Here is a 14,110-nt window from a genome sequence, read left to right as displayed (position 1 = left end):
CACGGCTGTCGCAAAGTTGACGTGCGACGACGCGTCTCGGGCCTCGGGCGCCCCGGATTCGCGGTTGAACAGAGAGAAAGCTCTCAGGGAGAAGTGCCATGAACTCCACCGCACGGGTCGTCGTCATCGGAGGCGGCGTTGTCGGCTGCTCCGTCCTCTATCATCTGGCCCGCGCCGGCTGGACCGACATCATGCTGCTCGAGCGCTCGGAGCTGACCAGCGGCTCGACCTGGCACGCCGCCGGCGGCTGCCACACCATCAACGGCGATCCCAACGTCGCCAAGCTGCAGAAATACACCATCGAACTCTACCGGGAGATCGAGGCGCTTTCCGAGCAGGCCACCGGCTTCCACATGACCGGCGGCGTGATGCTGGCCTCCACCCCGGAGCGGTTCGACTGGCTGAAAGGCCTCGCCGCAAAGGGCAAGTACCAGGGCATCGAGACCGAGGTCATCACCCCCGAGGAGGCCCATGCCGACATGCCGCTGCTCGATCCGCGGCAGTTCGTCGGTGCGCTGCGCACGGTGGTCGACGGCCATCTCGATCCCTCCGGCGTCACCCATGCCTATGCCAAGTCGGCCCGCAAGCTCGGCGCCGCGATCCACACCCACACCATGGTGACGGGGCTCTCGCGCTCCGCCTCGGCCGATGGCCGGGCCGAGTGGATCGTGCATACCGACAAGGGCGACGTGCGCGCCGAGCACATCGTCAATGCGGGCGGGCTCTGGGCGCGCGAGCTCGGCCGCATGGTCGGCCTCGAGATCCCGATCCTCGCCATGGAGCACATGTATCTCATCACCGAGGATATGCCGGAGGTCGCCGAGATCAACGAGAGCACCGGCAAGGAGGTCGTGCACGCGGTCGATTTCGACGGCGAGCTCTATCTCCGCCAGGAGCGCGGCGGCATGCTGATGGGCACCTACGAGAAGGCCTGCGTGCCCTGGTCGGAGCGGGTGACGCCCTGGGAGTTCGGCCACGAGCTGCTGCAGCCCGACATCGACCGCATCGCGCCCTCGCTCGAGGTCGGCTTCGAGCATTTCCCCGCCTTCCAGAAGGCCGGCATCAAGCAGATCATCAACGGCCCCTTCACCTTCGCGCCCGACGGCAACCCGGTGATCGGCCCGGTGCGCGGCCTGCCGGGCTACTGGTCGGCCTGCGGCGTGATGGCGGGCTTCTCGCAGGGCGGCGGCGTCGGGCTGGCGCTGGCCAACTGGATGATCGACGGCGATCCGGGCTTCGATGTCTGGGCGATGGATGTCGCACGCTACGGCGACTGGGCGACGATGTCCTACACCAACCCCAAGGTGCAGGAGAACTATTCCCGCCGCTTCTCGATCAAGTTCCCCAACGAGGAGCTGCAGGCGGCGCGGCGGCACAAGACCACGCCGATCTACGACCGGCTGGCGCAGATGGGCGCGCAGTTCGGCGACAGCTGGGGCCTCGAGGCGCCGCTCTGGTTCTCGCCGGACGGCACGGAGGACGTCTTCTCCTGGCGCCGCTCGACCGATTTCGAGCATGTGAAGGCCGAGGTGAAGGCGGTGCGCGACAGCGTCGGCATGATGGAGATCTCGGGCTTCTCGAAGTTCTTCGTCCGCGGCCGCGGCGCGCGCGCCTTCCTCGACCGGGTGCTGGCCTGCAAGATCCCCAAGCCCGGCCGGATGACGCTGGCGCCGATGCTGAAGCAGGACGGCAAGCTGATCGGCGACCTGTCGCTGGCCTGCCTCGCCGAGGACGAGTTCTTCATCGCCGGCTCGGGCATGGCGGAGGTCTACTATGCCCGCTGGTTCGAGGCGCATATGCCGACCGACGGCTCGGTCAGCCTCGAGGTGGTGGGGCTCGGCCTCTGCGGCCTCTCCATCGCCGGGCCGAATGCGCGCAAGGTGCTGGAGAAGCTCACCCATTCCGACATCTCGGCGAAGGCGTTCCGCTTCATGGGCTTCCAGCGCATGGAGGTGGGCATGGCGCCCTGCATGGTCGGCCGCGTCAGCTTCACCGGCGATCTCGGCTACGAGATCTGGATGAAGCCGGAATACCAGCGCCAGGTCTTCGAGCGGCTGCTGGCGGCGGGCGAGGAGTTCGACCTCAGGCTCTTCGGCCTGCGTGCGCTCAACGCCATGCGGCTGGAGAAGAATTTCGGCGGCTGGGCGCGCGAGTACCGCCCGATCTACGGCCCGCTCGAGGCCGGGCTCGACCGCTTCGTGGCCTATGAGAAGGAGGCCGACTTCATCGGCAAGACGGCGGCGCAGGCCGAGCGCGCCGCGGGCGGCAAGCTGCGGCTGAAGACCTTCGTCGTCGAGGCGAAGGATGCCGACGTGATCGGCGACGAGCCGATCTATCTCAACGGCGACGTCGTGGGCTGGGTCACCTCCGGCGGCTTCGCGCACAATTCCGGCGCCTCGATGGCCATGGGCTATGTCGGCAAGGAGCACGCCGCGGCGGATGGCCCCTGGCAAATCGAGCTGCTCGGTGAAAAGCTGCCCGCGCGGGTGCAGCATGCGCCCATCTGGGATGCCAATGCCGAGAGGATGCGCGGCTGATGCAGCGATACAATGTCTGGCAGGTGATCCGCGCGGGGCTCAAGGGCCCCGGGATCTGGGACAAGGTCTGGGACCAGCCCGAGCCCAAGCCCTATTACGACGTGATCGTGGTCGGCGGCGGCGGGCACGGGCTGGCCACCGCCTACTACCTCGCCAAGGTGCACAAGATCCGCAACGTCGCGGTGATCGAGAAGGGCTGGCTCGGCGGCGGCAATGCCGGGCGCAACACCACGATCGTGCGCTCCAACTACATGATGCCGGGCAACACCGAGTTCTACGAGCACTCGCTGAAGCTCTGGGAGACGCTGAGTCACGAGCTCAACTACAACGTGATGTTCAGCCAGCGGGCGCATGTGAACCTGGTGTTCACCCCCGGCCAGCGCGACGCCATGGCGCGGCGCTACAACATCATGCGGCTGAACGGGATCGACGGCGAGTACTGGGACCGCGACGAGCTGATGAAGCGGATCCCGCATCTCGCCTATGACGGGCGCTACCCGATCCTCGGTGCCTATGTGCAGCCACGGGCCGGCACCGCGCGGCACGATGCGGTGAACTGGGGCTTCGCCCGGGCCGCCAGCGCGCTCGGCGTCGATATCCTGCAGGGCACCGAGGTCACCGGCTTCGTCAAGAAGGCCGGTGCGGTGGTCGGCGTCGAGGTCAGGCGCGGCGGCGAGAGCCGGGAGATCATGGCGGAGAAGGTCGGGCTCGCGGTGGCGGGCCACACCTCGGTGCTGGCGCACAAGGCCGGGCTCGGCCGCCTGCCGATCGAGACGCACAAGCTGCAGGCCTTCGTCTCCGAGGCGCTGAAGCCGATCCTCGACACCGTGGTGGTGTTCGGCGGGCCGGGTCACTTCTACATCAGCCAGTCCGACAAGGGCTCGATGGTGTTCGGCGGCGATCTCGACGGCTACTGCTCCTATGCGCAGAAGGGCAATCTGCCGATCTACGAGGACGTGATGGCCAACTGCCTCGCGATCATGCCCTGCCTCGGCCGGGTGCGGGTGCTGCGGCAATGGGCCGGCGTGATGGACATGTCGATGGACGGCTCGCCGATCATCACCAAGACCGATATCCCGGGCCTCTATCTCAATGCCGGCTGGTGCTATGGCGGCTTCAAGGCGACGCCGGGCTCGGGGCACGTGTTCGCCCACACCATCGCGAAGGACGAGCCGCACGAGGCCAACCGCCGGCTGACGCTCGACCGCTATGCCCGCGGTTACCAGATCGACGAATCGGGCCACGGCCCCTGGGCCAAGGTGCACTGATGGGGGTGCAGCTCGGAACCGATCCCGGGGCGGTGCGGCTGCGCCCGGCGGAGAGCGGCGACCTGCCAGCGCTGGCCGAGCTCTATGTCGGGATGGCGGCATCGCATGGCACGGCGATGACCGCTGCGGCGGCCGAGGGCAAGCTCGCGCTGATGCTCGGCGTTCCGGCCCAGCAGGCGGTGCTGATGGAGGCGGAGGGGCGCCCGCTCGGCTATGTGCTCTGGGCCGATCTGGGCGACCATGTCTTCATCCGCAACTATGCCATCGCGGCGGAGCAGCGCGGCGCCGGGCTGGGCGCGGCGCTCTGGCAGCGGCTACGCGCGGAGGTGCTGCCGGCGAGGCCGATCCGCCTCGAGGTATCGGCCGATCATGCCCGCGACTTCTGGCAGTCGCGCGGCTTCGTGGCCTGGTCCACCGGGATGCGCTCCGACCACAGCGACGGGAGCGCCGGATGACCCAGCCTTACGCCACCACCGCCCCGCAGCGAGGAGAACCGCTATGCTGAGGATCCCCTGCCCGGTCTGCGGGCCGCGCGACCACACCGAATTCGTCTACGAGGGCGATGCCACCGTCGCCTATCCGGCGCTCGACGCGCCGGAGCAGGAATGGTTCGAGGCGGTGTTCCTGCGCGAGAACCCGCGCGGGCCGCACAGCGAGATATGGCACCACACCCAGGGCTGCCGGGCGCTGCTGATCGTCGAGCGCGACACCCTGACCCACGAGATCTCGGGCGCGCGGCTGGCCCATCCGGGCATGGCCGCGGCGCTGGAGGAGGACGCATGAGCGGGCTCAGGCTCAACACCGGCGGCGCGATCGACCGCGCGGCGCAGCTCTCCTTCACCTGGGACGGGAAGAAGCTCGCCGGGCATCGCGGCGACAGCCTCGCCTCGGCGCTGCTCGCGAATGGCGAGCGGGTGATCGCCCGCGGCTTCAAGTATCACCGCCCGCGCGGCATCGTGGCGGCCGGGCCGGAGGAGCCCTCGGCGCTGGTCACCCTCGGCAAGGGCCCGCGGCGGGTGCCGAACGCCAAGGCGCCGGAGGTCGAGCTCTTCGACGGCCTCGCCGCCTCGGGTCAGAATGCCTGGCCCTCGGTGCGCATGGATGTCGGCGCGGTCAACAGCCTGATGAGCCGGTTCTTTGCCGCCGGCTTCTACTACAAGACCTTCTTCGGACTGACCAAGGACACCGCGCACTGGATGCAGTTCGAGAAGGTGATCCGGCGCGCGGCCGGCCTCGGCGCGGCGGCGCGGGAGCCCGACCCGGACGCCTATGAGGTGGTGCACGAGCATTGCGACCTCCTGGTGGTGGGCTCCGGCCCCTCCGGGCTCGCGGCAGCGGAACTCGCGGCCGCCGAGGGGCTCGACGTGATGCTGGTCGAGCAGGACTTCGCGCTCGGCGGCGGGCTGATCGGCGCGGCCGAGCAGGTCGAGGGCGCCTGGGCGAAGGACTGGGTGGCCGCCCGGCTCGCCGGCCTCAAGAGCGTGCGGGTGATGCCGCGGACCACCGCCTTCGGCCTCTATGACGGCAATGTGGTGGGCCTCTACGAGCGGGTTACCGACCATCTGTCGAGCCCCGACCCGGCGCTGCCGCGCGGGCGGCTGCGGGTGGTTCGGCCGGGGGCGGTGATCCTCGCCACCGGCGCCATCGAGCGCATGGCCGCCTTCGGCAACAACGACCGTCCGGGCGTGATGCTGGCCGGCGCGGTGGAACGCTATGCCCGCCGCTTTGCCGTGGCGCCGGGGCGGCGCACGGTGATCGCCACCGGCGGCGACGACGGCTACCGCGCCGCGCTGGCGCTGGCCGAGGCGGGGCTCGAGGCGGTGGTGGTGGATTCCCGTGCCGCGGCTTCCGACGCGGTCGCGGCCGCCGCCGACAAGGCCGGCATCGAGCGCATCATGGGCCATCTGCCGCTGGAGCTGCATGGCAAGCCGGGTGGCTACCAGCTCGAGATCGCGGCCGGTGGCAGTGCCGCCGGGCGCAGGCTGCCCTGCGAGGCGGTGGGCGTCGCGGGCGGCTGGTCCCCGGCGATCCATCTCGTCTGCCATCGCGGGGTGAAGCCGGTCTGGAACGAGGAGATGGCCTGCTTCCTCTCCGGCGAGCCGCCGGCAGGGGTGACGCTCACCGGCGCCGCGGCCGGGGTCTTCGGCACCGCCGAGGCGGTCGCCCATGCCCGCGCCAGCGCCGCGGATGCCGTGGAGCGGCTGACCGGCCGCCGTCCTCAGGCGCCCGAGGCGCCGGCGCCGGGCGGGCTCGGCCCCCAGCAGCCGCTCTGGGAGAGCAAGGCCGAGGGGCGCAAGCTCAAGAGCTTCGTCGACCTGCAGCACGACGTCACCAGCGCCGACATCAAGCAGGCGGCGGCGGAGGGCTATGTCTCGGTGGAGCACATGAAGCGCTACACCACGCATGGCATGGCCACCGACCAGGGCAAGACCGGCGGCGTGCTCGGCCTCGCGATCCTCGCCGAGGCGCTGGGCCAGACCATTCCCGAGACCGGCATCACCACCTTCCGCCCGCCCTTCACGCCGGTGCCGATCGGCGCCATCGCGGGGCGGGCGCGCGGCGAGCACTGGCGCGCGGTGCGGCGCACCCCGATGCACCAGGTGCAGGCCGAGGCCGGCGCCGTGTTCACCGATGCCGGGCTCTGGAAGCGCTGCTGGTACATGCCGGCGCATGACGGCGAGGAGCTGGGCAAGGCCTATGTCCGCGAGGCCACCGCGGTGCGCGAGACCGTCGGCATGGTCGACGTCACCACCCTCGGCAAGATCCAGGTGCAGGGGCCGGATGCGGCGGAGCTGCTCAACCGGGTCTATGTCAACGGCTTCGCCAAGCTGCCGGTGATGAAGTGCCGCTATGGCGTGATGCTGCGCGACGACGGCATCGTCTATGACGACGGCGTCACCTGGCGCCTCGCCGAGGACGATTTCCTGATGACCGCGACCACGGCGCAGGCCGCCGGGGTGCTGCAATGGCTGGAGCTGCTACTGCAGACCCGCTGGCCCGAGCTCAGGGTGCATGTCGCCTCCACCACCGACCAGTGGGCCGGCATCGCGGTGGCCGGGCCGCGGGCGCGCAAGGCGCTGGCGCCCATCGTCGCGGACGACATGGGCGACGAGGCGCTGCCCTTCATGGGCATCCTGCGCACCGAAGTGGCGGTCGAGGGCGGCCGCGTGCCGGTGCTGATCGCGCGGATCAGCTTCTCCGGCGAGATGGCCTACGAGGTCTACACGCCCTCGGATTTCGGCCCGGCGCTCTGGCGTGCGGTCGAGGCGCGGGTGAAGGCCGAGGAAGGCTGTGTCTATGGCGTCGAGGCGCTGGGGGCGCTGCGCATCGAGAAGGGGCATGTGACCCATGCCGAGCTCGACGGGCGCGTGACGCTCGCGGATGCCGGGCTCGGGCGCATGGCCTCCTCGAAGAAGCCCTTCATCGGCAAGGTGCTGGCCGGGCGGCCGGAGCTGACGCGCGAGGATCGCCCGCAGCTAGCGCATTTCGAGCCGGTGGACCCGGCGCAGAGGTTCAGGATCGGCGCCATCGTCTGCGATCCGGAGCATGTCGAGGGCCACGGGCTCGGCTGGATCACCGGGGTGACGGTGGCCCCGGCCTTCGGCGGCGGCTGGCTCGGCATCGGCATGATCGCCGGCGGGCCGGAGCGATATGCCGACCGGGAGGTGATCATCGCCGATCCGGTGCGCGGCTACCGGGTGCGGGCGCGGGTGTTCCCTGCGCATCGGCTGGATACCAAGGGGGAGCGGATGCATGGTTGAGCGGGTCTCGGCGCTTGCGGGGCATCTCGCGCCCCGGCAGCTCGGCATCGTCGGCGCGGGCGGGCCGGGGCTGACCCTGAGCGAACGGCGGCTCTCGAGCCTCTGGCAGATCGGCGCCTGGCCCGGACGGGTCGGGGCCGTTGGGGCGGTCGTCGCCGCGGCGGCGGGCACGGAGGCGGCACCGAAGCCGGGCCGGGCGGCGACGGGCGGTGCGGCGGCCGCGCTGCGCACCGAGGCGCTGAAATGGCTGCTGCTGAGCGAGGCGCCGGCCCCGGCGCTCGCGCGGCCCGAGGTGGCGGGCGAGGACGGCACGGTGCTCGAGCTCTCCCATGCGCGCACGGTGATCCGGGTCGCGGGCTCGGCGCGGGGCGAGCTGATGGCGCGGCTGCTGCCGCTGGATCTGCGGCCCGGACGGTTCGGGGCGGGGCAGGTGGCGGTCTCGGCGATGCACGGGGTCGGCATGATCGTGCTCGGCCGCGAGGAGGCGCTGGATCTCCTGGTGCTGCGGAGCTTCGCCCTGACCGCCTGGGAGCAACTGCTGGAAACCGGCGCGCAGTTCGGCATCGAGATCGGTTGATCCGGGGCGCGCCCCGCGTCGATGCCGGTGCCCCTGCCTCCAGCACCCTCCGGGGGCCGCGCGTCGGCCGCATCGCCGGTGGCGGGGTCGCGCCCGCGCGGCGCTGCGGACCGGTGCGCGCGTGGTGACCGGGCGGGGCGTATCGTGCGAGGATCGACGCAGGTGAGGGAGGCTGGCATGCGGCATGCGGGATTGCAAACGGCCCGGGGCCTGGCTCTGGCGGCCTGCGTTGCGGGGCTGCCCGGGCTGGCGGCAGCCGGGGCGCTCGATCCGGGCGCCTGCTATCGCCGGGTCTATTCGGCGCAACATCTCGCGGCGCAGCCGGCGCAGTCGGTGCGGATGCTCGAGCTGCTGATCCTGCCTATGCAGCCGGGCAGCCCCGACCGCGCGGCGCAGGTGCGGGCCGAATTCCGCGATGCGCCGGAGCTGTTCCATGCCTGGCTGATCTGCCCGGAGGGGGCGGAGGTCACCGACGGGCGCAGGGGCGCGCTGGCCTGCTTCGTGGAATGCGATGGCGGCGGCTTCGAGGCCTGGGCGGAGCCTGCCGGCAACGTGATCCTGCGCACCCGAGGCTTTCTGGTCGAGGGCAGCTGCGGCGAGCCGCCGGAGGATGGCGAGGACATGCCGGAGGTACGCTGGGTGCGGGATGCCGGGGCGGAACGCACCGCCTACCGTCTCGCGCCGGCCGACCCTGCCACCTGCCCGCCGCCGCCCACGGAGTGACGCGGCCCTGACGCCGCTGACCGGGCGGCCTTGTCCCCCCGCCGCAGCACGGCTATAGACGCCCCCAACCCGAGGAGAGCGGAGCGGTCCCCATGCCCAAGATCAGCGGCAACGAAATCCGGCGCGGCAACATCATCGAGCACAACGGCGGGCTCTGGGTCGCGGTCAAGACCGACCATGTCAAGCCCGGCAAGGGCGGCGCCTTTGCCCAGGTCGAGCTGAAGAACCTGCGCAACGGCTCCAAGCTGAACGAGCGGTTCCGCTCGGCGGACAAGGTGGAGCGGGTGCGGCTCGAGCAGAAGGACCAGCAGTTCCTCTACGAGACCGACGGCATGTTCACCTTCATGGACACCGAGAGCTTCGAGCAGATCGAGCTGCCGGCGGACCTGCTCGGCGAGGCGCGGCCCTTCCTGCAGGACGGGATGACCGTGACCATCGAGTATTACGGCGAGGAGGCGCTGAACGTCACCCTGCCGGAGAAGGTGACCTGCACGATCGCCGAGACCGAGCCGGTGGTGAAGGGGCAGACGGCGGCCAATTCCTACAAGCCGGCGGTGCTCGACAACGGCGTGCGGGTGATGGTGCCGCCCTTCGTCGGCGAGGGCGAGGCGATCGTCGTGAACACGGAGACCTTCGAGTATGTCGAGCGAGCCTGAGCGCGCCCCGGCGCAGCCCACCGTGATGGTGGAGAATGCCCGGGTGCGGGTGATCGAGTGGCGCTTCGCGCCCGGCGCCGCGACCGGCTGGCACGTGCATGGGCACGACTACGTGATCACCCCGGTGACCTCGCAGCCGGTGGACATCGTCGATGCCGCGGGTGCGGTGTCGCGGGTGGAGATGGTGGCCGGCCGGTCCTATTTCCGGCCGGCGGGCGTCGCGCATGACGTGATCAATGCCGGCGAGGGCGAGCTCGTCTTCGTCGAGACCGAACTCCTGGAGCCGGGGCAGGCCTGAGGCGCGGGGGACGGCGGACGGCCCGCCCGCCCACCCCCGCCCGCCGTCCCCCGCGCCAATCCCAGTGGGAGCGCTGATATGTCGACCGCGTCGCCGACGCTGAACATCATGATCCGTGCCGCGCGCAAGGCCGGACGCGGCCTCGTGCGGGATTTCGGCGAGGTCGAGAACCTGCAGGTGAGCGTCAAGGGCGCCGGCGATTTCGTCAGCAATGCCGACCGCAAGGCCGAGCAGGTGCTGAAGGAGGAGCTGCTCAACGCCCGGCCCAATTATGGCTGGCTCGGCGAGGAGACCGGCGAGGAAGCCGGCACCGACCCGACCCGGCGCTGGATCGTCGACCCGCTCGACGGCACCACTAACTTCCTGCACGGGCTGCCGCACTGGGCGGTGTCGATCGCGCTCGAGCACAAGGGCAAGATCGTGGCGGGGGTGGTCTTCGACCCGGCGAAGGACGAGATGTTCGTCGCCGAGAAGGGCCAGGGCGCCTGGATGAACGACCGCCGCGCCCGGGTCTCGCAGCGCCGCGACATGGGCTCGGCGCTGTTCGCCACCGGCGTGCCCTTCGGTGCGAAGAACAGCCTGCCGGAGACGCTGAAGGACCTCGCCCGGCTGATGCCGCGCTCGGCCGGCGTGCGGCGCTGGGGCGCTGCCGCGCTCGACATGGCCTATGTCGCGGTGGGCCGGTTCGACGGGTTCTGGGAGCGCGAGCTGCAACCCTGGGACCTTGCCGCCGGGGAGATCCTGGTGGCCGAGGCGGGCGGGCTGGTGACCACCCTCGGCGCCGTGCCGGGGGACAAGCGGACGCCGCGCGATACCGGCGAGGTGCTGGCCGCCAATGCGCAGCTGCATGCGCCGCTGATGAAGCTGCTTGCCGAGACCTGACGCCTAGTCCCGGGGGCGGCGGCTCAGCCGCCGACCATCACCGTCGGCGCACCCATCACGATGATCCCGCCATGGCTGGTCATGTCGGTGAGCCGCGCCTGCGGCTTGCCGCCGGTGAGCACCGAGGTCGAGCCCTTCACGATGGTGTCGGGCGGGCCGGTGCAGGTGGCCATGGTGCCCACGTTTGCCGCCGGTATGCAGGCGATCAGCACCGTCGGCACGCCGGGCGGCAGGATCGGCCCGCCGACATGGGGCACGATCCCGGTGACCATCGGGCAGACATGCGGGTCGCTGATCCGGGCGGCGAGCAGCGGCGCCCCGGCCGGGGGCGATGCTGCGGCGAAATCCGCGGCGGCGTCATCCATCGCCTGCTGGAGTTCTTCCTCGCTCGGGCCTTCTTCTTCTTCTTCGGACATGTTCAAACCCCTTCGCAGGCGTCAGGATGGCGGTCGCCCGGGAAGGGGTCAAGCCTCACATGGAAAGCGCGAGCTTTGGCGAGATCACGTCGATGCCCAGCGCCCGGCCGACGGCATAGTTGGTCAGCTTGCCGGCATGGGTGTTGAGCCCGGCGAGCAGGTTCGGGTCGTCGCGGCAGGCCTCGGCCCAGCCCTTGTCGGCGATGGCCAGGACATGGCGCAGCGTGGCGTTGCCGAGGGCGATGGTCGAGGTCCGCGGCACCGCGCCGGGCATGTTGGCGACGCAGTAGTGCACGATGCCGTCGACCTCGTAGACCGGGTCGTCATGGGTGGTCGGGCGCGAGGTCTCGAAGCAGCCGCCCTGGTCGATCGCGACATCGACCAGCACCGCGCCCGGGCGCAGCTCGGCGAGATCGGCGCGGGAGATCAGCCGCGGCGCGGCGGCCCCGGGGATCAGCACGGCGCCGACGATCATGTCGGCGCGGCGGATCAGCTCGGCCGAGGCGGTCTGCGAGGCGTATCGGGTGCGGAAGAGATCGCGGTAGACATCGTCGAGATAGCGCAGCCGGTCGATCGAGAGGTCGAGCACGGTGACCTCGGCGCCCATGCCGGCGGCCACCCGCGCCGCGTTAGTGCCGACCACGCCGCCGCCGAGCACCACCACCTCGGCCGGGCCGACGCCGGGCACGCCGCCCATCAGCACGCCGCGCCCGCCATTGGCCTTCTGCAGCGCCCAGGCGCCCATCTGCGGTGCGAGACGGCCGGCAACCTCCGACATCGGCGCCAGCAGCGGCAGCCGCCCGGCATCGTCGGTGACGGTCTCGTAGGCGATCGCGGTGACGCCGCTTTCCAGCAGGTCGCGGGTCTGCGCCGGGTCGGGTGCGAGATGGAGATAGGTGAACAGCACCTGCCCGGCCGAGAGGCGCTTGCGCTCCTCGGCCTGCGGCTCCTTGACCTTCACGATCAGCTCGGCCTCGGCGAAGACCCGCTCCGGCCCGTCGGCGATCTCGCAGCCGGCCGCCTGATAGGCGTCGTCCGGGAAGCCCGCGCCGGCGCCGGCGCCGGCCTCGACCATCACCGCATGGCCGCGCGCCACCGCCTCGCGGGCGGCCTGCGGGGTCAGCCCCACCCGGTATTCCCGTGTCTTGATCTCCTTCGGACATCCGATCCGCATCGCGCTCCTCCTCTGTCGGCCGGTTTCCGGCGCATTGCCCACCCGCCATCGCGGGCAGGGGAGAGTAACAAGCGCGCGGGCGGTTGTCCGCATCCTCCGGGGAGCCAGCGCCGCGCATTCCCCCGTGCCAGCGCGGCGCCCGCGCCGGTGTCGCGGCGCGGCAATGACCGCTGGAATTCGCCTCGCCAGCGGCTATTGTGGGCGCATTCCGGGGGGAGGCGCGCATGAGCTTGGAGCACAGGGTCGAGTTTTCCCAGCCGACTCGGCAGATCTTCCTGATGCTCCTCGTGCTGATCCTGGTCAGCACGGGCGCCACGGTGCTGGCGGCGCAGATCCAGACCGTGTTCTTCGCCAATGTCTATCTCAACGGCTTCATCTTCGCGGTCTTCGTGATCGGGGTCTTCGCGACCTTCTGGCAGGTGAGCCAGCTGATCGCCGCGACGAACTGGCTGCGCGACCTGCAGGCCGGGCTGCAGGGCCACGACATCTCCCGCCCGCCGCGGCTGGTCGCCTCGATGGCGCCGATGCTGCGCGAGGGGCGGATGAAGAAGCGCCTCGCGGCGTCCTCCACCAAGTCGATCCTCGATTCGATCGCGGTGCGGATCGACGAGGCGCGCGACATCACGCGCTACATCACCAACCTGCTGATCTTTCTCGGGCTGCTCGGCACCTTCTGGGGGCTCTCGAACACCGTGCCGGCGGTGGTCAACACGATCCGCAGCCTGGCGCCGGCGGATGGCGACGTTTCCGGCGTCGGGGTGTTCGCGCGGCTGATGGCCGGGCTCGAGGACCAGCTCTCCGGCATGGGCACGGCCTTCGCGTCGTCGCTGATGGGGCTCGCCGGCTCGCTGATCGTCGGGCTGCTGGAGCTCTTCGCGGGGCACGGGCAGAACCGCTTCTACCGCGAGCTCGAGGAATGGCTGGCCAGTTTCACCCGCCTCGGGCTGGTCTCCGAGGGCGAGGGGCCGGACGGCGCGCTGGTGGCGCTGCTCGAGCGGGTCGACGAGGGGCTGGAGCGGACCTCCGAGTTCGCCGCGAAGGCGGAGAATGCACGTGTCGAGGCGGAGAACCGGCTGGCCCAGGCGGCGGATGTCGTCGCCGCCATGGCGGGGCAGATCGACCACGAGCGGCAGATGGTCTCCGAGCTCTTCAACGAGATGCGCACCGCGCGCGACCGGGCCGCGAGCCGCGACCATGCGCTGCTCAATGCGCTGAAGCGGCTGGAGCAGGCCTCGGGCCAGATCGCCGCGAGCCAGCAGGCGGTGGCGCACGGGCTCGAACGCACCGGCGGCGGCGGCATGGACGGCGAGGTCGTGCAGTCGATGCGCGGCATCGAGCACCAGCTCCGCGCCATGGCCGACGATCTCGCGGTGGGGCGGCACGAGACCACGGCGGCGCTGCGCACGGAGCTGCGTGCGCTGATCAACCTGATCGACGTGCGCACCCGCGACGGCGGCTGACGGGGAGGGAGCATGGCGCTCGCGCGGCGCGGCACCGGACGGTTCGACTCCAGCATCTGGCCCGGCTTTGTCGACGGGCTGACGGCGCTGCTGCTGATCCTGATCTTCGTGGTGTCGATCTTCATGATCGTCCAGTTCAGCCTGCGCGAGACGATTCTCGGGCAGGACAGGCGCCTGCATCAGCAGGAGGACGAGATCGACCGCCGCGGCCAGCAGATCGCGGCCCTCTCGGCACGCATCGCCGGGCTCTCGGAGGTGCTGACGGGCGAGCGCGCCCGCGCCGAGGCGGCGGAGGACCGCGCCACGCAGCTCGGCGCCGCGCTGGCCGACGAGGAGGCCGAGGCGGCGCGGCTCGAGC

Annotated in this window: 13 protein-coding genes and 1 pseudogene; 12 read left to right on the top strand and 2 right to left on the bottom strand. The window is 71.0% G+C overall.

What is annotated here, in order from left to right; translation table 11 throughout:
* Positions 1-98: 98 nt before the first annotated feature.
* The 10 genes from QSJ97_RS16325 (at position 99) to QSJ97_RS16280 (ending at position 10,702) form a co-directional block, all read left to right on the top strand.
* Positions 99-2,537, top strand: coding sequence for a GcvT family protein (locus QSJ97_RS16325; RefSeq protein ID WP_285673008.1), 2,439 nt, complete (start codon positions 99-101; stop codon positions 2,535-2,537).
* Positions 2,537-3,805, top strand: coding sequence for a sarcosine oxidase subunit beta family protein (locus tag QSJ97_RS16320; protein WP_285673007.1), 1,269 nt, complete (start codon positions 2,537-2,539; stop codon positions 3,803-3,805). The genes QSJ97_RS16325 and QSJ97_RS16320 overlap by 1 nt, the downstream gene beginning before the upstream one ends.
* Positions 3,805-4,260: a GNAT family N-acetyltransferase gene (locus QSJ97_RS16315; RefSeq protein WP_285673005.1), complete on the top strand. Its 456-nt coding sequence runs from the start codon at positions 3,805-3,807 to the stop codon at positions 4,258-4,260. Before QSJ97_RS16320 ends, QSJ97_RS16315 begins: the two co-directional genes overlap by 1 nt.
* Positions 4,261-4,303: 43 nt before the next feature.
* Positions 4,304-4,588, top strand: coding sequence for a sarcosine oxidase subunit delta (locus tag QSJ97_RS16310; RefSeq protein WP_285673003.1), 285 nt, complete (start codon positions 4,304-4,306; stop codon positions 4,586-4,588).
* Positions 4,585-7,566 carry a 2Fe-2S iron-sulfur cluster-binding protein gene (locus tag QSJ97_RS16305; RefSeq protein WP_285673000.1) on the top strand — a complete coding sequence of 994 codons (2,982 nt, stop codon included), beginning with the start codon at positions 4,585-4,587 and terminating at the stop codon, positions 7,564-7,566. Before QSJ97_RS16310 ends, QSJ97_RS16305 begins: the two co-directional genes overlap by 4 nt.
* The gene (locus QSJ97_RS16300) at positions 7,559-8,143 is read left to right on the top strand and encodes an aminomethyltransferase family protein (protein ID WP_285672999.1); all 585 of its coding nucleotides are present in this window, start codon (positions 7,559-7,561) and stop codon (positions 8,141-8,143) included. The genes QSJ97_RS16305 and QSJ97_RS16300 overlap by 8 nt, the downstream gene beginning before the upstream one ends.
* A gap of 177 nt (positions 8,144-8,320) precedes the next feature.
* Positions 8,321-8,866 (top strand): hypothetical protein, encoded by a 546-nt coding sequence (locus QSJ97_RS16295; RefSeq protein ID WP_285672998.1) that lies wholly within the window; start codon positions 8,321-8,323, stop codon positions 8,864-8,866.
* Positions 8,867-8,958: 92 nt separating this feature from the next.
* Positions 8,959-9,522 (top strand): elongation factor P, encoded by a 564-nt coding sequence (gene efp / locus QSJ97_RS16290; RefSeq protein WP_285672997.1) that lies wholly within the window; start codon positions 8,959-8,961, stop codon positions 9,520-9,522.
* Positions 9,506-9,820, top strand: a complete 315-nt coding sequence (locus tag QSJ97_RS16285; protein ID WP_285672996.1) for a cupin domain-containing protein — start codon at positions 9,506-9,508, stop codon at positions 9,818-9,820. The genes efp and QSJ97_RS16285 overlap by 17 nt, the downstream gene beginning before the upstream one ends.
* A gap of 78 nt (positions 9,821-9,898) precedes the next feature.
* A complete protein-coding gene (locus tag QSJ97_RS16280) occupies positions 9,899-10,702 on the top strand; it encodes an inositol monophosphatase family protein (RefSeq protein WP_285672995.1) in 804 nt (267 codons plus the stop codon).
* A gap of 23 nt (positions 10,703-10,725) precedes the next feature.
* Here QSJ97_RS16280 and QSJ97_RS16275 read toward each other — a convergent pair whose 3' ends face one another.
* Both QSJ97_RS16275 and ald read right to left on the bottom strand, forming a co-directional pair.
* Positions 10,726-11,118, bottom strand: coding sequence for a PAAR domain-containing protein (locus QSJ97_RS16275; RefSeq protein ID WP_285672993.1), 393 nt, complete (start codon positions 11,116-11,118; stop codon positions 10,726-10,728).
* Between the two features lie 55 nt (positions 11,119-11,173).
* Complete coding sequence (gene ald, locus QSJ97_RS16270) at positions 11,174-12,292, bottom strand: alanine dehydrogenase (protein WP_285672992.1); 1,119 nt, start codon at positions 12,290-12,292, stop codon at positions 11,174-11,176.
* Positions 12,293-12,516: 224 nt separating this feature from the next.
* Between ald and QSJ97_RS16265 the strand changes: the two genes are divergently transcribed.
* Positions 12,517-13,752 (top strand): biopolymer transporter ExbB, encoded by a 1,236-nt coding sequence (locus QSJ97_RS16265; protein ID WP_285672991.1) that lies wholly within the window; start codon positions 12,517-12,519, stop codon positions 13,750-13,752.
* Positions 13,753-13,764: 12 nt separating this feature from the next.
* A pseudogene (locus QSJ97_RS16260) lies at positions 13,765-14,110 on the top strand (peptidoglycan -binding protein); the annotation flags it as partial.

Origin of the sequence: Paralimibaculum aggregatum, from assembly GCF_030270585.1 — a bacterium.
Lineage (GTDB): Bacteria > Pseudomonadota > Alphaproteobacteria > Rhodobacterales > Rhodobacteraceae > Thermohalobaculum > Thermohalobaculum aggregatum.
The sequence above is the reverse complement of the archived record's forward strand: the minus strand, read 5'-3'. Positions and strand labels throughout refer to the sequence as shown.